The organism is Thermomonospora sp. CIF 1, assembly GCF_001896795.1.
In the GTDB taxonomy this organism is placed as follows: Bacteria; Actinomycetota; Actinomycetes; order Streptosporangiales; family Streptosporangiaceae; genus Thermomonospora; species Thermomonospora curvata.
This window is the reverse complement of the sequence record NZ_MOYN02000023.1, coordinates 561,495-581,604: the sequence shown is the minus strand read 5'-3', so window position 1 is coordinate 581,604 and position 20,110 is coordinate 561,495. Positions and strand designations below refer to the sequence as shown.

The 20,110-nt window shown below is 73.3% G+C and carries 15 protein-coding genes; 8 read left to right on the top strand and 7 right to left on the bottom strand.

All coding sequences use genetic code 11. The annotated features are described in order from the left end of the window. Positions 1 to 60 precede the first annotated feature (60 nt). On the top strand, positions 61 to 1,830 hold the full coding sequence (locus BUE48_RS20940; RefSeq protein WP_012854518.1) for an HSP90 family protein: 1,770 nt from the start codon (positions 61 to 63) through the stop codon (positions 1,828 to 1,830). Further along, positions 1,827 to 4,463, top strand: coding sequence for a hypothetical protein (locus BUE48_RS20935; RefSeq protein ID WP_286990795.1), 2,637 nt, complete (start codon positions 1,827 to 1,829; stop codon positions 4,461 to 4,463). Before BUE48_RS20940 ends, BUE48_RS20935 begins: the two co-directional genes overlap by 4 nt. A gap of 123 nt (positions 4,464 to 4,586) precedes the next feature. Here BUE48_RS20935 and galK read toward each other — a convergent pair whose 3' ends face one another. After that, positions 4,587 to 5,717: a galactokinase gene (gene galK / locus BUE48_RS20930; RefSeq protein ID WP_286990858.1), complete on the bottom strand. Its 1,131-nt coding sequence runs from the start codon at positions 5,715 to 5,717 to the stop codon at positions 4,587 to 4,589. An 8-nt stretch (positions 5,718 to 5,725) separates the two neighbouring features. Then, complete coding sequence (gene galE, locus BUE48_RS20925) at positions 5,726 to 6,682, bottom strand: UDP-glucose 4-epimerase GalE (RefSeq protein WP_012854515.1); 957 nt, start codon at positions 6,680 to 6,682, stop codon at positions 5,726 to 5,728. A 431-nt stretch (positions 6,683 to 7,113) separates the two neighbouring features. On the opposite strand from galE, the gene trpS reads away from it, so the two are divergent. The 3 genes from trpS (at position 7,114) to BUE48_RS20910 (ending at position 9,964) form a co-directional block, all read left to right on the top strand. Beyond that, a complete protein-coding gene (gene trpS / locus BUE48_RS20920) occupies positions 7,114 to 8,151 on the top strand; it encodes a tryptophan--tRNA ligase (RefSeq protein ID WP_286990794.1) in 1,038 nt (345 codons plus the stop codon). Between the two features lie 76 nt (positions 8,152 to 8,227). Beyond that, positions 8,228 to 8,764, top strand: a complete 537-nt coding sequence (locus BUE48_RS20915; protein WP_286990793.1) for a 2'-5' RNA ligase family protein — start codon at positions 8,228 to 8,230, stop codon at positions 8,762 to 8,764. Between the two features lie 174 nt (positions 8,765 to 8,938). After that, complete coding sequence (locus tag BUE48_RS20910; RefSeq protein WP_286990792.1) at positions 8,939 to 9,964, top strand: YihY/virulence factor BrkB family protein; 1,026 nt, start codon at positions 8,939 to 8,941, stop codon at positions 9,962 to 9,964. A gap of 158 nt (positions 9,965 to 10,122) precedes the next feature. On the opposite strand, the gene BUE48_RS20905 is transcribed toward BUE48_RS20910, so the two are convergent. Further along, entirely contained in the window at positions 10,123 to 11,409 is a 1,287-nt protein-coding gene (locus BUE48_RS20905; RefSeq protein ID WP_286990791.1) for a D-alanyl-D-alanine carboxypeptidase family protein, read from the bottom strand. A gap of 413 nt (positions 11,410 to 11,822) precedes the next feature. Here BUE48_RS20905 and BUE48_RS20900 point away from each other — a divergent pair, with 413 nt between their 5' ends. Together BUE48_RS20900 and BUE48_RS20895 are read left to right on the top strand one after the other, a co-directional pair. Continuing rightward, positions 11,823 to 12,989: a glutamate--cysteine ligase gene (locus BUE48_RS20900; protein WP_012854510.1), complete on the top strand. Its 1,167-nt coding sequence runs from the start codon at positions 11,823 to 11,825 to the stop codon at positions 12,987 to 12,989. A gap of 241 nt (positions 12,990 to 13,230) precedes the next feature. Next, positions 13,231 to 14,553 (top strand): M20 family metallopeptidase, encoded by a 1,323-nt coding sequence (locus tag BUE48_RS20895; RefSeq protein ID WP_286990790.1) that lies wholly within the window; start codon positions 13,231 to 13,233, stop codon positions 14,551 to 14,553. Positions 14,554 to 14,951: 398 nt separating this feature from the next. On the opposite strand, the gene BUE48_RS20890 is transcribed toward BUE48_RS20895, so the two are convergent. From BUE48_RS20890 to BUE48_RS20880, 3 genes are all read right to left on the bottom strand, one after another. Beyond that, the gene (locus BUE48_RS20890; protein ID WP_012854508.1) at positions 14,952 to 15,410 is read right to left on the bottom strand and encodes an Hsp20/alpha crystallin family protein; all 459 of its coding nucleotides are present in this window, start codon (positions 15,408 to 15,410) and stop codon (positions 14,952 to 14,954) included. A gap of 549 nt (positions 15,411 to 15,959) precedes the next feature. After that, on the bottom strand, positions 15,960 to 16,517 hold the full coding sequence (locus BUE48_RS20885) for a FliH/SctL family protein (RefSeq protein WP_286990789.1): 558 nt from the start codon (positions 16,515 to 16,517) through the stop codon (positions 15,960 to 15,962). A gap of 477 nt (positions 16,518 to 16,994) precedes the next feature. Further along, on the bottom strand, positions 16,995 to 17,888 hold the full coding sequence (locus tag BUE48_RS20880; RefSeq protein ID WP_012854506.1) for a helix-turn-helix domain-containing protein: 894 nt from the start codon (positions 17,886 to 17,888) through the stop codon (positions 16,995 to 16,997). 157 nt (positions 17,889 to 18,045) lie between these two features. Between BUE48_RS20880 and BUE48_RS20875 the strand changes: the two genes are divergently transcribed. Next, on the top strand, positions 18,046 to 18,810 hold the full coding sequence (locus BUE48_RS20875) for an SDR family NAD(P)-dependent oxidoreductase (RefSeq protein ID WP_012854505.1): 765 nt from the start codon (positions 18,046 to 18,048) through the stop codon (positions 18,808 to 18,810). A 13-nt stretch (positions 18,811 to 18,823) separates the two neighbouring features. On the opposite strand, the gene BUE48_RS20870 is transcribed toward BUE48_RS20875, so the two are convergent. Beyond that, entirely contained in the window at positions 18,824 to 20,110 is a 1,287-nt protein-coding gene (locus BUE48_RS20870) for an ABC transporter permease (protein WP_286990788.1), read from the bottom strand.

Below are 20,110 nucleotides of genomic sequence, written 5' to 3'. Positions count from 1 at the left end.
CGGGCGGCCCGCCGCTAGGCTTGACCTTCGCGTTCCGGGGCGATCAGGAGGAAACCATCGGTGGCCGACCAGGCGTTCCAAGTCGATCTGCGCGGCGTGGTCGATCTGCTCAGCCGCCATCTGTACTCCAGCCCCCGCGTCTACCTGCGGGAACTGCTGCAGAACGCGGTGGATGCGATCACCGCCCGCGGCGGTGGCGGCCGGGTGCGGATCGAGACCGACGGCGCGGGGACGCTGCGCGTCCACGACGACGGGGTGGGCCTGACCGAGGAGGAAGTGCACCGCCTGCTGGCCACCATCGGCCGTTCCTCCAAACGGGACGAGCTGGGGTTCGCCCGCCACGACTTCCTCGGCCAGTTCGGCATCGGGCTGCTGTCGGCGTTCCTGGTGGCCGATGAGATCGAGGTGGTCACCCGCTCGGCGCGCGGCGGCCCGGCGGTCACCTGGACCGGCTACGCCGACGGCCGCTACCGGGTGGGCCCCGGGCGGCGGGAGGAGGCGGGCACCACGGTCACGCTGCGGGCCCGGCCCGGCTCCGCCGAGCTGCTGGCCCCCGCCACCGTCGCCGAACTGGCCCGCCTTTACGGATCGCTGCTGCCGTATGCCGTCACCGTGGACGGCCGCGAGGTCACCGGCGGCGGCCCGCCCTGGCTGGCCGCCCACCCCGACCCGGTGCGGCGCCGCCGGGAACTGGCGGCCTACTGCCGCGAGCTGTTCGGGTTCGAGCCCTTCGACGTGATCGACCTGCAGGTGCCGCAGGCCGGGCTGACCGGGGTGGCGTTCGTCATCCCCCAGCAGGTCTCGCCGGGCGCGCGCGGCGGCCACCGCGTCTACCTGAAGCGGATGCTGCTGGCCGAGAGCGTCGAAGGGCTGCTGCCGGAGTGGGCGTTCTTCGTGCGCTGCGTGGTGGACGCCACCGAGCTGAAGCCGACCGCCGGCCGTGAGGCGCTGTATGAGGACGAGCTGCTGGAGGCCACCCGGGAGGCCCTGGGCGAGCGGCTGCGGCAGTGGCTGGTGCAGCTGGCCGAGACCGACCCGGCCCGGCTGCGCGGGTTCCTGCGGCTGCACCACCTGGGGGTCAAGGCGATGGCCCTGCACGACGATGAGATGCTGCGGATCGTCGACCGGTGGCTGGAGTTCGAGACCTCCGACGGGCCGATGACGCTGGCGGAGTTCCGCCGCCGCCACCCGGAGGGCCGCTACACCCCCGATGTGGACGAGTTCCGCCGGCTGTCGGCGGTGTCGGGCGCCCAGGGCGTGGGCCTGGTCAACGGCGGCTACGTCTACGACACCGAGATCATCGAACGGCTGCGGCGGATCGACCCGGACGCGGCGCTGCGCCGGCTGGACCCGGCCGAGCTGGCCACCTCCTTCGGGGTGCTGGACCCGGCCACCGAGCTGGCGCTGCGGCCTTTCCTGGCCGCCGCACAGCGGGCCGTGGACCGGCTGGGCTGCGAGGTGGTCGTCCGCGACTTCGACCCGGCGTCGCTGCCGGCGCTGTACCTGACCAGCCGGGCCGCCCGGCACGCCGCCGAGCTGGAGGAGGCCCGCGAGCAGGCCGACGAGCTGTGGGCCGATGTGCTGGGCGCGCTGAGCGGCATGCACGCCGCCGAGCGCCCGCAGCTGATCCTCAACCACCGCAACCCGCTGACCAGGCGGATCACCGCGCTCGGCGAGGAGGGGCTGATCGAGGTGGCGGTGCAGGCGCTGTACGGGCAGGCGCTGCTGCTGGGCCGCCATCCGCTGCGGCCGGCCGACGCCGCGGTGCTGAACCGTTCGTTCCTGGGCCTGCTCGACTGGGCCGTGCACAAGCCGGGGGAGGGCGGGTGAGCGTCGAGGAGGTCCACGCGCTGCTGGCGCGGGCCGAGGAGCTGCCCTACGGCGAGGCCAGGACCGTCCTGGTCGAGGACGCGCTGCGCCGGGCCGAGGCCACCGGCGACCCGGTGCTGGCCTACCGCGTGCGGATGGAGCTGACCGGCTCCTACCAGCACGGCGGGGAGCCGGCCAAGGCGTTCGCCACCTTCAGCCGCTGCCTGTCGCAGCATGACTCCGACCCCGGCCGGTTCGGCGGCGAGCAGGTGCTGCTGTGGCAGTTCAAGTGGATCGTCAACTCCCTGACGCTGTTCCCGGAGATCCCGCTGGACCGCACCTATGCCGTCCTGGACGACATGGAGCGGCGCTACCGGCTCGGCGGGCACAGCCTGCAGGCCGTCTACCACTACCGGCACGTGGTGGCCCGGCATGTGGGCGATGAGGAGGCCGCCGAGGAGTGGTTCGCCAAATGGCACGCCGCGCCCCGGGACGCCTTGTCGGACTGCGAGGGCTGCGACCCCACCGGCAAGGTCCGCCACCTGATCGCGCGGGGCCGCCACGAGGAGGCCCTGCAGGTCGCCGCCCCGGTGCTGGGCCGGGAGCTGAACTGCACCGAGCAGCCGCAGAACATCCTCACCGCGCTGCTGCCGGCCTACCTGGCCACCGGGCGGCTGGAGGAGGCCGCCCGGGCGCACCGCCGCGCCTACCGGCTGACCCGCGCGAACTTGCGCGACATGGCCGACATCGCCGACCACATGGAGTTCTGCGCACGGACCGGCAACCATGCGCGCGGCCTGGAGATCCTGCAGCGCCACCTGGAGTGGCTGGAACGGGCGCCCAGCCCGTATGCGCGGATGCGCTTTGCGGCGGCCGCGGCGCTGGTGCTGCGCATGGCGGACACCGGCGAGGGACTGACGCTGCGCGGCCCGTCCGGGGAGCCGGTGGCGGCCGCCGAGCTGCACCGGGAGCTGACGGCGCAGGCCCTGGAGCTGGCCGGGCGGTTCGACGCCCGCAACGGCAGCTCCTGCCAGGGCGACCGGGTCCGCGCGGTGCTGGAGGCCGAGCCGATCCTCGAGTGGCTGCCGCTGTCCCCCTATGCCCGCCGCCCGGCGCCGCCCCCGCCGCCGGCCGCCGCGGCCGATGGGCCCGATGAGCTGCTGCAGGCGGCCGAGGACGCCTGGACCCGCGGCGATGTGCCGGCGGCGCTGGCGGCCTGGCGCCGCTTCGATGAGCTGGTGACCGAGCCGACCGCCGCCCAGGCCGGACGGCGGGCCGACGGGACGGGCCTGGAACGCATGACGGCCGGTGACATGGCGGGCGCGGCGGACTGCTGGCAGCGGGCCGCCGAGCTGCACCTGCGGGCCGGCGACGAGACCCGCGCGCAGTCCACCCGCGGCCGGGTGGGCGCCGCATGGTGCGCCCTGGGCCGCGTCGACGAAGGGCTCGACCTGCTCACCGCCTCCCTGGCCCGGCTGGAGGAGATCGCCGCCGGCACCCGGTGGGCGGACGCGGCCCGGCTGCGGCTCGCCGGCGCCCTCCTGCAGCTGGGCCGGGCCGCCGAGGCGCTGGAGGTGCTCGACTCCGGTGACCTCACCGACCCCATGGAAGCGGCCGAGGGCCAGGTGCTGCGGGGCCGGGTGCTGCTCGACCTGGACCGCGCGGACGAGGCCGAGCAGGCGCTGCGGCGGGGGTATGCGGCCCTGCGCGAGAGCGACGGCGTCACGTGGTCGGGGGAGGTGGCGTTCCTGCTGGCCCAGCTGGTGATGCACCGGCGGCCCGAGCCGCCCGCCGAGGGGCCCGATGAGGTGCTGGCGCTGCTGGATGAGGCGATCGCCCGCCTGCCCGTCCAGCAGAGCCCGCTGCGGGCGTCGGCGCACGCGGTGCGCGGCGGCCGGCTGATGGCCTGCGGCCGGTTCGCCGACGCCGCCGACGACCTGATCGAGGCGGTGGCCGCCTTCACCGCCGCCGGCATCGCCCCGCAGGCCGCCTACGCCCGGCTGGACCTGGCCGCCGCGCTGCTGCAGGCCGGGCGGCACTTTGAGGCGGCCGAGGTCGCCGAGGAGGCCGGGCCGATGCTGGCGCAGCTGGCCGATCACGACGCCGAGCGCCGCTGCCGCTACCTGCTGGCCCAGGCCCAAGAAGAGCTGGGCGAGGCGGGCGCCGCCGACATCTACGCCGAGCTGGCCGCCGAGGAGCGCGAAGAACGCCCGCATGCGGCCGCCCGGCTGCTGGAGAAGGCCGCCGACGCGCTGTCGCGCCTGGACCGCAGCGCCCTGGCCGCCGAACGGTACGCCGCCGCGGCCGAGGCGTTCACCGCCGCCGGCGACCCCTATGGCGTGGTCCGCGCCCGCCGCTGCCGTGCCATGTGCCTGGCCTGGAGCGGCCGCCCCGAGGAGGGCCTGCAGGCGATGGCGGAGGCGCGCGCCGCCCTCGACGACCTGCCCGCCGGCGACCCGGCGGCGCGGACCTGGGAGACGGCGGCGGTCTGCTACGACCACGCCCACCTGCTGGCCGGCGTCGGCCGCCTCGCCGAGGCGCTGGAGCAGGTGGAGCAGGCCATCGCGGGCTTTGCCGAACTGGGCGAGCGGCAGGCCGCCGACACCGCCGCCGCCTTCCGCGAACGGCTCTTGGCCGCCGCCGGCGAGGAGTGAACCTTTTCGGCACCCGGCCCAAGGGGACGGGAGCCCGCGGGCGCCCGGTGCCGCGGCGCTCCCGGCCACGGCACCGCCCCCGCGTGCGACCTGCGGCGGCGTGCCGAAAAGGTCACCGGCGCTTCACAGCAGGCGGCGGGCCCCTGCGGAGGGAACGGCCTCCAGGTAGGCGGGGGCGGGCCAGCCGCGTTCGGCGTAGGCGGCGTCGATGGCCCCCCGGACGTCGGCGAGCCGGTCGGCGGCGGCCAGCACGATGACCGAGCCGCCGAAGCCGCCGCCCACCATGCGGCCGCCCCGCGCCCCGGCCCGCAGCGCGGCCTCCACCGCCGCGTCCGCCCGCGGCCAGGAGACTTCGAACTGGTCCCGCAGCGACAGGTGCGAGGCGGTCAGCAGGGCGCCCAGTTCGGCGAGCGCCCCGGCGCGCAGCAGCCCCACGGCCGCCTCCACCCGGTGGTTCTCGGTGACCACGTGCTGGGTGCGGCGGCGCAGCACCGGCTCCGGCAGGCTCGCCAGCGCCCCGGCCAGGTCCTTGACGTCCCGCAGCGAGTCCACCCCCAGCAGGGACGCGGCCCGCTCGCACTCGGCCCGGCGCGCCGCATAGTCCCCGTCGGCCAGGGCGTGCGGGGCGCGGGTGTCGACCACCAGCAGCGACAGCGCCTCACCCAGCGGCAGCGGCACCTGGGAGGACAGGCCGCTGCGGCAGTCCAGCAGCAGGGCGTGCCCCGCGGTGCACAGCAGCGCGGCCGACTGGTCCATGATCCCGCAGGGCGTGCCGGTGAACTCCCGCTCGGCCCGCTGCGCCAGGCGGGCCAGCTCGGCGCGTTCGATTTCCACGCCGTGCAGCTGGCACAGGGCCAGCGCGACGGCGCACTCCAGCGCCGCCGACGAGGCCAGCCCGGCGCCCTGCGGCAGATCGGAGTCGATCAGCAGGGACGCCCCGCCCACCCCGTGCTCGCGCAGCACGGCGGCGACCCCCGCGGGGTAGGCGGCCCAGCCGTCCACCGCGCCGGGCGTCAGCTCCTCCACTCGCACGGTGCGGCCGTCGGCGGCGGCCTGCAGGGAACGCAGCTCCAGCACCCCGTCGTCGCGGCGGGCGGCGGCCACCGACACCCCCTGGGCCAGCGCGAACGGCAGCACCAGCCCGTCGTTGTAGTCGGTGTGCTCCCCGATCAGGTTGACCCGGCCCGGGGCGTGCCACACCCCCTGCGGGGGCCGGCCGTAGGCCTCCTCGAAGGCCGCCAGCAGCGGATCCACCGGCCCGCTCACCTCTGCGAGCGCAGGAACGCCCAGGCGTCGGCGACCATGCGGTGCAGGTCGTGCTCGGGCTTCCAGCCCAGCTCGGCCTGGATCTTCTGGGAGGAGGCCACCAGCACCGCCGGATCGCCGGGCCGGCGCGGCGCCACCTCGGCCGGGATCGGATGGCCGGTCACCTCCCGGCAGACCTCGATGACCTCGCGCACCGAAAAGCCGTTGCCGTTGCCCAGGTTGAAGATCTTGTGCTCGCCGGGCGTGCACGCCTGCAGCGCCAGCAGGTGCGCCACGCCCAGGTCGACCACGTGGATGTAGTCGCGGATGCAGGTGCCGTCGGCGGTGGGGTAGTCGTCCCCGAACATCTTCACCGACGGGCGGGTCCCGGCGGCCACCGCCAGCACGTTGGGGATCAGGTGGGTCTCCACGGTGTGCCGCTCGCCGAACCGGCCGTAGGCGCCCGCCACGTTGAAGTAGCGCAGCGACACCGCGCCGAAGCCGTGCATGCGGGCGTACTCGCTCAGCGCCGTGTCGATCGCCAGCTTGGAGGCCCCGTACGGGTTGGTCGGGCGGGTCGGGTCGGTCTCCAGGATCGGGGTGGACTGCGGTTCCCCGTAGGTGGCGGCGGTGGAGGAGAAGACGATCTGGCCCACCCCGGCCCGGCGCATCGCCTCCAGCAGCGCCAGCGACTCGCCCAGGTTGCGGTCCCAGTACAGGCCGGGCTTTTCCATGGACTCGCCCACCAGGGACTTGGCCGCAAAGTGCAGCACGGCCTGGAAGCCGCCGCCTTCCAGCACGGGTGCGGCCTGCTCGCGCAGGGTGCCGCGCACCAGGCGGGCGCCCTCGGGCACCGCGTCCGCATGGCCGGTGGACAGGTCGTCCAGGACGGTCACCTCATGCCCCGCCTCCAGCAGCTGGGCGGTGACCACGCTGCCGATGTAACCGGCGCCTCCGGTGACGAGCAGTTTCACGAAGACTCCTCCAAAGGAAACAGGGCAGGCGGGGAGGTTCCTCAGCCTAGCCCGCCGCGGCCGGGCGGCAGGTCCGGATGGTCCGGTTCCGGCCGCGGCGCCGGGGATGCGGTCCGGTTCGCCGCTCGTCCCTGACCTCTTTGTGAACCGTTGCGAACCGATCGGGAACGGTGGAGCCGAATATGATGAGCACGACGCGCGGGTGCGCCGGCCCGGGGCGGCAAGCCGGGCCCGCGGGGCGCACCGCGGTCGCCCGCCGGCGGTCCGCCGCGGCGGGCGTGCGCGTCATGCCGACGCCGTTCCACGCCGGCCGGGAACCCGGGCGGCGTGGGGGAACCGAAACCGCTCCGTCGTCGGCGGCGTCCCCGCAAGGGGCCGGCCGCCTGGGGGACCTCGCCTGCGACGGGGCCTGACAGAATCGAATCGTGCCCATGTCCTCGGTAACCGCGCCACGTGTCCTGTCCGGCATTCAGCCCACCGCCGACTCCTTCCACCTGGGCAACTACCTGGGGGCGCTGCGGCAGTGGGTGGCGCTGCAGGACACTCACGAGGCGTTCTACTGCGTGGTGGACCTGCACGCGATCACCGTCGAGCACGACCCGGCGGCGCTGCGCCGCCGCAGCCGGGTGGCCGCCGCCCAGCTGCTGGCCATGGGCGTGGACCCGGACCGGGCGGCGGTGTTCGTGCAAAGCCACGTGCCCGAGCACACCGAGCTGGCCTGGGTGCTGGGCTGCCTCACCGGGTTCGGCGAGGCCAGCCGGATGACGCAGTTCAAGGACAAGTCGGCCAAGTACGGCGCCTCGGCCACCACGGTCGGGCTGTTCACCTACCCGATCCTCATGGCCGCCGACATCCTGCTGTACACCCCCGAGCCCGGCGAGGGGCAGGTGCTGCAGGTCCCGGTGGGCGAGGACCAGCGCCAGCACCTGGAGCTGACGCGCGACCTGGCGCAGCGCTTCAACCACCGCTTCGGTGAGACGTTCGTGCTGCCCACCGCCTACATCCCTAAGGACGCGGCCAAGATCACCGACCTGCAGGAGCCGACGGTCAAGATGAGCAAGTCGGCCTCCAGCCCGCAGGGCATCGTGGAGGTGCTGGAGCAGCCGTCCACGATGCGCAAGAAGATCATGCGCGCGGTCACCGACACCGGCAGCGAGATCCGCTACGACGAGGAGAACAAGCCCGGCATCACCAACCTGCTGCGGATCTACGCGGCGCTGGAGGGCGTGCCGGTGGCGGAGCTGGAGCGGCGCTACGAGGGGCAGGGCTACGGCCAGTTCAAAAAGGACCTGGCCCAGCTGCTGCTGGATACCTTCACCCCGATCCGGGAACGCACCGAGAAGCTGCTGGAGGACGACAAGCAACTGGACCGCATCCTGGCCGACGGGGCGGCCCGGGCCGGTGCGGTCGCCGCGCGGACGATGGAGATCGTCCGCGAACGCGTGGGATTCGTGGGACGTGGATTGTGAGGCTCCGCTGACGCGGGAGCGGCCGCGGCGGGGGGAAGCGGCGACGGCCGCCGCGGACCCGCGCACGATCGGCGTGGTGATCGCGATCCCCGAACCCTACGGCGGCGAGCTGCAGCGCTGGCGGGAGTCGTTCGGGGACGCGCTGGCACGTTCCATTCCCACCCACATCACGCTGCTGCCGCCGACCGAGGTGGACGGCGGCCGGCTGCCGGCGATCGAGGCGCACCTGCGGCGGGTCGCCGAGGGCGAGCGCGCCTTCCTCATCCGGCTGAGCGGCACCGCCACCTTCCGTCCGGTCTCCCCGGTGGTGTTCGTGGCGCTCTCGGACGGCATCGGCGCCTGCGAGCGGCTGGAGGCCAAGGTGCGCAGCGGCCCGCTCGCCCGTGACCTGCAGTTCCCCTACCACCCGCACGTGACGGTGGCCCACGACCTGCCCGAGGAGGTGCTGGACCGGGCCTTCAAGGAACTGGCCGGCTACCGGGCCGAGTTCACCGTGTGGGGCTTTTCGCTGTATGAGCACGGCCCGGACGGCGTGTGGCGCCCGCTGCGGGACTACCCCTTCGGCTCGGGCGAGGCGGGTCCCTGGCGGGAGAAACAACCGCCGGGGGAGTGAACTCGGCGGGGACGCGGCCCAGGCTTGCGGGAACGCCGGCTCAAAGAGGCGTCCCCGGCTGTGCCCCGACGTGCGGAATCGGCCTATCGAACGGGATTCGGCGGTCGGATGCCCTTATCCACAGCACCGCTCTTGCGTTGAATCGCCCAGTCGGCGGCGGGTATGGAATCTCCCATGGCACGGGTGATCGACGGCGTGCGGCGCCGGGTGGCGGACCGGAGCGACCGGGTGGGAAAGGCACTGCGCGAACTGCGCCGTCGCCACCCGTGGGTGGACCACATGGCCCGCGCCGCCGAGCGTTACCGGGATAAACGCGGCAACCGGCTGGGCGCCGCGATCGCTTTTTATGCCTTCTTGTCGTTTTTCCCGCTGGTGGCCATCGGGTACGCGCTGCTGGGCTACCTGGTGGGGGCCAGCGAGCAGGCCCGCGAGTACCTGGTGCAGGCGATCAACGAGCTGCTGCCGGGCCTGGCCGGTGAGATCGAGGTGGCCCAGATCGCCCAGGCGTGGGGAGCGGTCGGCCTGCTGGGCGTGGCCGGGCTGATCTACACCGGGCTGGGCTGCATGAACGCGCTGCGCGAGGCGCTGCGCGACATCTGGCTGGGCGACCCGACCGGGGGCGGCAACTTCCTGCTCAAAAAGCTTCATGACATCGGCGCGCTGCTGTTCCTGGGCGTCGTGCTGATCACGTCGGTGGCCGGCTCCACCGTCACCGGCCAGGCCAGTCATGCGGTGCTGCAATGGCTGGGCCTGGAGCACGCCGTGGTGGCCGGGCTGCTGCTGCGGCTGCTGACCCTGTCGGTGACGATCGGCTGCAACACGCTGATCTTTTTGATGCTGTTCTCCCGGCTGTCGGGCACCCGGGCCCCCTGGCGCAGCATCGCCGGCGGCGCGCTGTTCGGCGCGGTCGGCTTCGAGATCCTCAAGCAGGTCGGCGCGCTGCTGGTGGCCCGCACCGCCGGCAACCCGGTGTACGCCTCCTTCGCCGTGGTGGCCGGGCTGCTGGTGTGGATCTACCTGGTGGCGCGCTTCGTGGTCTTCGCCGCCGCCTGGAGCGCCACCCGCAGCGCGGTGCTGGAGGCGGACGCCGCCGGCCGCGGCGGAGCGGCCGAGCCGCACCCGGACGACGCCGCCGCGCGGGAACGGTCCGCGAAACGGGCCGAGGCGGCCGGGGCCACCGCCCATCCCGCCGGGCTTTGAGGGCCCGTCGTCAAGGTCCCGGGCCGACCCGGTTCTGGGGGCCGGCCCGCTTGCGCGCCACGACCTGCAGCCGGGTGATCTGCGCGTCGCGGGCGTCGCCGCGCGCTCGGCGAGCCGCTTGGACGGCACCGCCCCCGGGCCGGCCGGTCCGGGGGCGCTCAGCGCCTGGTTCCCTCCGACGGGTTCAGCGGGTCGTCACCGCCCGGCACCCGCCTGACATGGCCTCCCAGCTGCGGAGGCGGGCCGCTTTGCACCGGGACGCGGGCGGGAGCGGGGCCGGCGGCGGCCGTCCGGCGCCGGCGCAGCAGCAACAGCAGACCGCCCCCCAGCACCACGGCGCCGCCCGCGGCGCCCGCCGGCACCAGCCAGCCGCCGCCGGAAGACCCGGCCGGCGCCGCATGCGGCGAGGCCGCCGCGCTCGCAGCGGCGCTCGGCTCACCGGCGGCCGCGTCCACCGGCTCGACCAGCACCCCGACCGGCCTGACCCTGGGGCCGTAGGCGAAGCCCCAGTCCAGCAGCTTGGTGACGTCCGGCCACAGGTTCTCCCCGCGCAGCAGCGCCACGATGAGGGTGCGCCCGTTGCGCTCGGCGGCGCCCACGAAGGTCTGCCCGGCGGCCATGGTGAAGCCGTTCTTGCCGCCGATCGCCCCCGGGTACTCGTACCGCTGGCCGGGCAGCAGCCGGATGTGGGAGTAGATCGGGTAGCCGCCGATCTTCTTGCCCTTCTTGCGCTGCTCCTTGGTGGGCGGGGCGGGCCAGTAGTGGTGGTTCTTGCCGATGTAGGCCCGCAGCTGCGGCATCTTCAGCCCCTGCCGCATGATCAGCGCCAGGTCGTAGACGGAGGTGTGCTGGGTCTTGACGGTCAGCCCAAGGTCCACATCCAGGCCGTTGGTCGAGCCGGCCAGCGTGTCGTTGGCCTGCAGCCGCCGGGCCTCGGCGTTCATGGAGTCCAGGGCCGCCCGCACCCCGCCGGCGGCCTGCGCCAGCGCCAGGGCCGCGTCGTTGCCCGACACCATCAGCAGCGCGTGGAACAGGTCGGAGACCTTGTAGGTCAGCTTGGGGGTCATCCCGACCTTGCTGCCCTCCACCTCGCAGGTCTCCCGGGTGGGCCGGACGGTGGCGTTCGGGTCCAGTTTGGGGATCAGCGCCACGGCGGTGAGCATTTTCAGCGCGCTGGCCGGCAGGAAGCGCCCGTGCGGGTTCTTGGCGGCCAGCACCTGCCCGGTGCCGGCGTCGGCGACGATGTAGGCGCCGGCGGCGATTTTCGGCGGCGCCTTGGCGCCCGGCCCCACATCCACCACGATTCCGCGTTCACCGAGGCGGGGACCTCCGATCGGTTCTCGGGCCACGGGCCGGGCGGCCGCCAGGGCGGTCGATGGCACGGCCAGGGACACGGCCAGCAGTGGCGCGGTGAGCGCGGTGATCGCGCGAGGTGTGTTTCTCATGGCTCCGCGAAGAGTAGTGACCATCCCGGATTGCCGGTACCCGGTCATAACTTCGTTGACGCCCGCTATGCCGTCAGGGTTGGGTGGGTGATGAGTCATGCGTCGGGATCTGGCGCAAACGGGCGCCGATCTCCCGGGTTTCGGACGGCTGACTAGCCCGATCGGGTGGTGCTCCGGTCGCCGGGAAGTGGCCGCCCAGAGCCACCGAATGCGTCCGGCCGCCGTCCGGGCGGGTCAACTGAGGTCTGGACGGGTGGGGCGCGCGGCGCCCGGTGCGGGGCGGGGAGCATCATGGAGACGTCCACACTTTGGACACCGCCGGATCGGGTATTTGTCCGGGCTTAGGGATGCGCTGGCCCAATTGCGCCACGTGCCACGCATCGACCTGCAAGGATTGTGCCTGGAGGTTGGCCGTGGCCATTGACTTCAAGGCGTCGCGGGGCGCGACGCTGGGCGTGGAGTGGGAACTGCAGCTCGTCGACTCCCACAGCAGGCTGCTGCGCCAGGAGGCCCGCCGGGTGCTGGCCGCTTTGCCCGAGCTGAGCACCGGGCGGGAAAATCCCAAGCTCCGTCACGAGATCATGGAATCCACGGTCGAGGTGGTGACCGATATCTGCCATACGGTCGGCGAGGCCGTGGCGGATCTGGCCGAGACCGTCGAGCGGCTGCGCTCGGTGACCGAGCCGCGGGGCATCGATCTGGCCTGCATGGGCACCCACCCCATCAGCGGCTGGCAGGAGGCGGTGATGGCGCCGGTGCGCCGCTACGCCGAGCTGGTCGAGCAGATGCAGTGGCTGGCCCGGCGCATCCAGACCTTCGGGGTGCACGTCCATGTGGGGATCCGCGACGCGGCCAAGGCGATCCCCATCGTCAACGCCCTGGCCTGCTATCTGCCGCATTTTCTGGCGCTGACCGCCTCCAGCCCGTACTGGAGCGGCCACGACACCGGGCTGGCCTCCAGCCGGGCGGTGGTGTTCGGCCAGCTTCCCACCGCCGGGCCGCCGCACCTGCTGGCGGACTGGGCGGAGTTCGAAGAGTACATGGACACCCTGCTGCGGGCCGGCAGCATCCGCAGCATCAAAGAGGTCTGGTGGGACATCCGCCCGCATCCGGACCTGGGCACCGTCGAGATCCGGATGTTCGACGGCATCCCCACCCTGCGCGAGGTCGGCATGGCCGCCGCCCTGTGCCAGAGCCTGGTCACCCTCTTCGACCAGCAATTGGATCGCGGGTACACTCTGCCCAGACCGGCCGCATGGGTCGTACGGGACAACAAGTGGCGGGCCACGCGCTACGGCCTGGACGCCATCGTGATCACCGATGACAGCGGGAGCACCACCCCGCTCCGCGACGACCTGTACGAGCTCATCAGGGAACTGGAGCCCGTGGCGGACCGGCTGGGATGCGCCGAGCAGCTCAAGGTGGCCGGCGAGGTCCTCGAACACGGGGCCCCGTACGAACGCCAGCGCGCGATCCGCGCCGAGGGCGGCACTCTTGAGGATGTCGTGGAGGCCGCCGTCACCGAACTGGCAGAAGACAGGTTCGTCAATCCCCGGGAGGTGGCATATGGAGGGAGCTGACGGTGCTCCCCGGCCACCGGCAGGAGGGCGCGAGCCCGGGCGCCGACCCGCAGCCGCCGGCCCGGCCCCAGCGGCCGGGCCGCACTCGTACCCGTCGCCGGAAGCGACACCGGCACGACGTGCAGACAGCGAAGCCGACTCCTACTCGTCTCCGGCCCGGCCGGCACCCGCCGGCGGGGAGCGCGACCCCCGCCAGGGCTCTGGACCAGGCGACCGGGACACCGATTCTCAGGGGGCACAGATGACACAGCCGGGACCCGGGGTGATGCCCGGACTTGAGCCGGTGGCCGTGGCCGATGAGCCACGGCCGCGGGAAGAGGGCGCGTCGTGGAACGGCGCGGCGCTGCACACGCAGCTTGAGGCGTTCTTGGCCCGGGAGAACCAGAAGCTGATCGACTTCCGCCGCGACCTGCACATGCACCCCGAACTCGGCTATGCCGAGCACCGCACCACCCAGCAGATCGTGCGGGAGCTGACCGCGGCCGGCCTGCACCCCCGGGTACTGCCCAAGGGCACCGGCGTGATCTGTGACATCGGCCCGGCCGACGGCCCCACGGTGGCGCTGCGCGCCGACATCGACGCGCTGCCGCTGATGGACGAAAAGGACGTGCCCTACCGCTCCACCGTCCCCGGCGTCGCGCACGCCTGCGGGCACGATGTGCACACCGCGATCGTGCTGGGCACCGGCTTGTTCCTGGCCCGCCAGGCGGACGCCGGGCTGCTGCCCGGCCGGGTCCGGCTGCTGTTCCAGCCCGCCGAAGAGCACCCCGGCGGCGCCCTGGACGTCATGGCGGCCGGCGGCATCGCCGGGGTGGACCGGGTCTTCGCGCTGCACTGCGACCCGCGCATCGAGGTCGGCGAGCTGGGGCTGCGCAGCGGTCCCATCACCGCCGCCTGCGACAAGGTCTACGTCAAGGTCACCGGCCCCGGCGGGCACACCGCGCGCCCGCACCTGACCGCCGACCTGGTGTATGCGCTGGCCAAGATCGTCACCGAGCTGCCGGCGGCGCTGTCGCGCCGGGTGGACCCCCGCTCCAGCCTGTCGCTGGTGTGGGGCCGGGTGGCGGCCGGTTCGGTCGCCAACGCCATCCCCGACGACGGCATCGCCGAGGGCACCGTCCGCTGCCTGGACGATGAGGCCTGGCACAAGGCGCCGGAGATGATGAAGGCGCTGCTGGAGTCGGTGGCCGCCGCCTACGACGTGGAGGCGTCCCTGGAGTACGTGCGGGGCGTGCCGCCCACCGTCAACGACCCCGACAGCGTGCAGATGTTCCGCGACGCGGCCACCCGGATGCTGGGCGAGGACGCCCCCGTGCCCACCCCGCAGAGCCTGGGCGGGGAGGACTTCGGCTGGTACCTGGAGTCCATCCCCGGCGCTCTGGCCCGCCTGGGCGTGCGCACCCCCGGCTCGGCCGAGGAGTACGACCTGCACCGGGGGGACTTCGATGTGGACGAGCGGTGCATCGGCGTGGGCGTGCGCGTGCTGACGGCCACCGCGCTCACCGCGCTGTGGGAGGGACGCCGCTCCACCGGCGCCGAGGTGGGCGACGCCGTCTCCGCCTGAGGCGGCCCGGGCCCGGCGGGCGGCGCTCCCGGGCGGGAGCGCCGCGTCATCTCCTGTGGTGATGGAGCGATGCCCGGCCGTGCCGGGCGGTTCGATGAACAGGCGCCCGCCGGTGCGCGGCGTGCGCCGGCCGGGGCGTGGCGGGTGCGTGCTTTTCACGCTGCTCGGTTGTGGCCGGGCCGGTCCGTTCATCCGGTGGGTCGGAGGCGGGCGGGCCGGGCGCGGTATCCGGCGGGGAGGGCAGCAGCGCCGTCTCCAGCCACTGCATGAGCATCAGGCCGACCAGGACCACCAGCGGAACGATCAATGCCGTGATGATCGGTCCTCACCTCCTCCTGCCGCGCCTGCGGTGCGGACCCTGCGGCGGTGTCCGCACCGCAAGACGTGGGCGGTGGTCCTCAGCCCTTGAGCGCGATGCGCCGAGACTTGCTCTGCTCGATCTTGGGCACCCGCACGGTCAGCACGCCGTCGACCAGCTCGCCGTCGACTTTGTCGACGTCGGCGTCGGCGGGCAGGGTGCTGTGGTACATGAACTTGCCGGTGCGCTGCCGCAGCACCTTGCCGTGCTCTTCTTCCTTGGCCTCTCCGGAGATGCGCAGCTCATTGCCGGTGATCTCGACCTGGACGTCGTCGCGCGAGAATCCCGGAAGCTCGGCGCGCACCACGTAGGCGTCGTCGGTCTCCTCGGTCTCGGCCAGCGGGCGCCAGGTGCCGGCCTCGACCTCGGGGGCCGTCGTGGCGAAGAACCGCCCCATCTGGTCCCACAGTTGCTGGAAGTCTGAGAACGGGTCCCAGGAGCGTCCGGCCCACGGGGTCCACTGCTCGAGTCCGCGATGACGCCTGGTAGGCAGAGCCACTACGTTCACCTCCACTGCGCGGGCGCACCGCGCGAGTGCGCGGTGGCGCCGTCGTCCATGTGCATGGCCCTTGACCGGCGGCCTGGGGCGTCGCCCATACCCGCCCGCCAAGGACCTCCTTGACGTGGTGTGCACGGCCTACCTCACATCGGACGGCTGAAACTTCGCACACTGCCGGTAACGTCGCAGAACGGATGCAGAAGGCGATATCGCGTCCGGTGTGTCGCGGCCGCGGCGCGTCGTGAAGAAGGCCGGATTCGGGACGTCCGGGCTCTGCCGGCCGGGCGCCGGCGGCGGTGGGGGCGGGGCGGCTGAGCGGGGGACGGCCGTTCTCACGCGGGCCGGCCTGCGGCGCCGGCAAGGCCGCCCGCCCTTCCGGCGGCGGCTTTCTCCGGCGTGCACCGCCAATTTTTGTGAACTCGCGCTTCAGGCATCGATAAGGGGCGGGAAATTGAATCCCCGCCCCTTGGTGTCCATCCTCCGGATGCGTTCAACGGATGGCCATATGCGATTGACGCGGCCGGGCGTTATGGCAACGCCCTCATCTGGTCAGTGGTGTCCGTGGCCGTCGTGGTGGCCGTCGTGCTTGGGACCGTCCTTGCGGCTGTCGTAGTAGCCGTGCTTGTAGCCGTCCCGGTAGCCGTCGTCGAAGGCGTGCCTGTGGTGGTCGTTGTGGCCGCCCTCGTAGTGGTCGCGGTACCCGTCCCTGCGGCCGTCGTTGTACCCCTGGTCGTAGCCCTTGTAGTAGGAGTCCTTGTAAGCGCCGCTCTTGTCCCCGTGGCCCTTGTGGCCGTCGTGGTGGCCGTCGTACTTGTGGCCGTCGTGGTGGCCGTGGTGCTTGTACCGGTAGGCGTGGTAGTGGCCGCCCTTCAGAGAGCCGAGGACTTCCTTGTAAATGTAGTGGCGGAGGTCATAGACGCCGAGCTCGCACTTGTAGATGGTGGCCAGAGTGCGGGCCTTGTCGCACTTGTGGTGGTGATGCCCGTAGTGGCTCACTCCCGATTTGGCCTGATGGGCGGCGGTGGTGTCGGCCAGGGCCGGCGGTGCCGCCAGCAGCGCGCCGCCGAAGGCGGCGGACATGATGCCGACCGCGGCCAATCTCTTCATCATATGAACCTCCTGGTCCATTTGTCGGAATTGCCCTCGTGCCTGTGACGATTCGGGTGCGGCAAGACGCAGGGCACGGCTAGAAATAACCCGCGCCCGGACTTCTCATGCGGCCGGTGGAGAACAAATTCCCTGCTTGATCGGCTCATTGCCGACCGTTGGCCGGGCGACGTGAAAGAAGGCCGGTCCCTCAATTGAGGGCGGGTGAATCGTGGAGTGTCGGGATTTCGATTCCGGGGCGATCGGCACGGCGTGAATTCCCGGTATCCCGATTCGCCGTCCGCCGCGGGGCGGCCCCGCGGGCCCCGCAGCGCCATCGGCCCGCCCCGGTGAGTCCGCCCGCCGGGGATGGGCGTCCCGGCGGGCCTCCCGGCCGGACCGGTCGATCCGTGCCGGGTTTCCTTGCCGCGGGGCCGCACGTGCCGGAGGGCGTCCCGGTGCTCCCGGCGGCCGGGCCGGGCGGGCGTTTCGGCGCGGTCAGCCGGTGTGCGCGGCCGGGCGGAGAGGCACTGCGCGCAGCGTGCCGGGGCGGCGGCCGGTGATCCGGTCCAGCGCTGCGGAGGCGGCCTCGTCGGCCGGCAGGTAGACGACCATGCGCTGACCGTCGGGGGACAGGTCGAAGATCTCATACGCCAGGCGGAGCTCGCCCTCGTCGGGATGCACCAGGCGCTGCACCCCGGTGTGCGGCGGAGCGGCGGGCGGCCGCTGCATGCGCTCGGTGAAGGCGGCCCCGGCGACCAGGGCCAGCTCGTCGGCCAGCCCCGCGGCGTGCGGGTCCCCGCGCGAGGTCCTGGCCCGCAGATGAGCGACCTGCTCGTCGGCCACCCGGTCCCACTCCGGGTAGGCGGCCCGCGCCCGCGGGTCGGTGAACACATGCCGGACGAGATTGGGCGGGCGCCCCTCCAGCACGCCCAGCGGCCCGGCGAGCAGCTCATAGCCCACGGTGCAGGCGAGCACGTCGCCCAGCGGGTTCACCAGCACGGCCGGGGCGGGTTCCAGGCGTTCCAGCACCGCCCGCACGGTGGGCCGCACCGTGCGGGTCGCCGATGACGGCGCCGTCAGGCAGCCGTAGGAACCGTTGGCCTCCTTGGCGATGTTGCGCAGCACCTCGCGGTCGGCGGCCGACAGGCGCAGCGCGTCCGCCAGCGCGGCCAGCACCTGGAAGGAGGGGCGGCGGTCGCGTCCCTGCTCCAGCCGGGTCAGGTACTCCACGCTGATCCCGGCCAGCATGGCCAGCTCGGACCGGCGCAGGCCGGGGGTGCGCCGCCGGGGACCGGCCGGCAGCCCGACCTCGGCCGGGGTGATGGCCTCGCGGCGGGCGCGCAGGAACGCCCCCAGCTCATTGCCGCGCGCGTTGCCGGTGCCGCTCATGCCGTCCACGCTACCGGCCGGCCCGCCGGGGATCGTGGCCCTGGCGGGGCCAGTCTCGGCCCGGTCTGTATGCGGCGCCGCCGCCCCGGCACCGTGGCGGTGCGGTCTCGCCCTGAGGCCGCGGGCAAGCAGGAAGCACACCCCGGGAGGGCATGCGATGGATCTGGGACTGAACGGCCGCACCGTCATCGTGACCGGGGCCTCCGGCGGGATCGGCCGCGCGCTGACCCGTGCGTTCGCCGCCGAGGGCGCCGACCTCGTCCTGACCTACCACGGCAGGCGGGAGGAGGCCGAACGCCTGGCCAAGGAGGTCGAGGCGGGCGGCGGCCGGGCGCTGGCGACCCGCTACGACATGGCCGACCCGCAGGCGGCCGCCGCGCTGACCGAGGCGGTGCTGGAGTGGAGCGGCCGGATCGACGTGCTGGTCAACAACGCGGTGGTGTGGGGCGATGACGCCCCCGTCCCCGCCCACCGCTTCGAGGACGTCCCCGAGGAGCTGTGGACGCGGACGGTGAACGTCAACATCGAGGGCGCCGTGCGGCTCAGCCGCCAGGTCGCCCCGGTGCTGCGGCGGCAGCGCTGGGGGCGTCTGGTGCACCTGTCCTCCACCCTCGTCTCCGACGGCGCCGCGGGCAGCGAGTACTACGCGGCGGCCAAGGCCGCGCTGCACGGGTTCAGCCGCTCGGCGGCCTTCTCCCTGGGCGCCGACGGCGACATCCTCTCCAACGTGGTGATGCTGGGGCTGACCCGCACCGACACCAACGCCGAGATCACCGAGCAGCACGGCCACATCTACAGCGCCCGCGCCCCGATCGGCCGGCTGCTGGAGGCCGCCGAGGTCGCCGGCCCGATCGTCTACCTGGCCTCGGCCGCCAACACCGGCATCACCGGCCAGGTCGTCACCGTAAGCGGCGGCTCCTGACCGGCGGCCGGGGTCAGCCCTTGGTGTAGGGGACGCCGTCCGCGGCGGGGGCGCGGACGGCACCGACCAGGCCCGCCACCGCGAAGATCGTGGCCAGGTAGGGGGTCATCGACAAAAAGGCGGTCGGCACCGGGGTCTGCAGCGGCTGCAGCGAGACCGACACCCCGCCGGCGAAACCGAACAGCAGGGCGGCCCACACCGCGCCCAGCGGAGACCAGCGGCCGAAGATCAGCGCGGCCAGGGCGATGAAGCCCTGCCCGGCGGCCATGTTCTTGTTGAAGGTGATGTTCAGGCCGATGGTCAGCCAGGCCCCGCCCATCCCGGCGATCAGCCCGCCCAGGATGACGTTGCGGTAGCGCATCGCCACCACCCGGATGCCGACCGTGTCGGCGGCGGTGGGGTGCTCGCCGACGGCGCGGGTGCGCAGACCCCAGCGGGTGTGGAACAGCCCGATGTGGACGATGGCGATCAGCGCCACGGTGATGTAGAAGATCACGTTCTGGCCGAACAGCACCGGGCCGACCACCGGCAGGCTCGACAGCCCCGGGATGTCGATGGCGGGGAAGGCCATCGTCTTGTTGTAGTCGGGGTTGGTCTGCATCAGCCGCTCGTACAGAAAGCCCGTCAGCCCGGCGGCGAACAGGTTGAGCACCACGCCCAGCACCACCTGCTGCACCAGGTAGCGGTTGGCGAAGACGGCCAGCATGGCGCCCAGCAGGCCGCCGCCCAGGCACCCGGCGACCAGCCCCACCCACAGGCTGCCGGAGATGGAGGCCAGCAGCGAGGCGCAGAACGCCCCGACCAGGAACTGCCCCTCGATCGCCACGTTGATCACGCCGGACCGCTCGCACAGCACGCCGCACAGGGCGCCCAGGATCAGCGGGGTGGCGGCCAGCACCATGGCGTTGAGCACCGAGGTGAAGTTGAGGTTGTGCCCGGCGGCCGCCCACACCAGGAACGCGGCGACGAACGCGGCCAGGTAGACGGCGGTGCCGAGGGAGCGGCGCACCCCGCTCGGCCGCAGGGCCGCCCGCAGCACCCCGATCGCCACGCAGACCAGCGACAGCGCCACGGCGGCCGGCCCGGCCGGCACCGTCAGGTCGGGAACCTTGATCGCCTCGTCGCCGACCATGTTGAGGTTGAAGACGGCCGTGGCGCCGTCGTCGGTGCGGCTGCCGAGCCCGAACGCCACCAGCGCGTACACCCCGGCCAGGACCATCGCCCCGCCGACGTACCAGTGCCGCCGGTCGCCTCCGGTGCCGGCCACCGGGGTGCTCGTCGGCGTCAGCGTCGCGCTCAC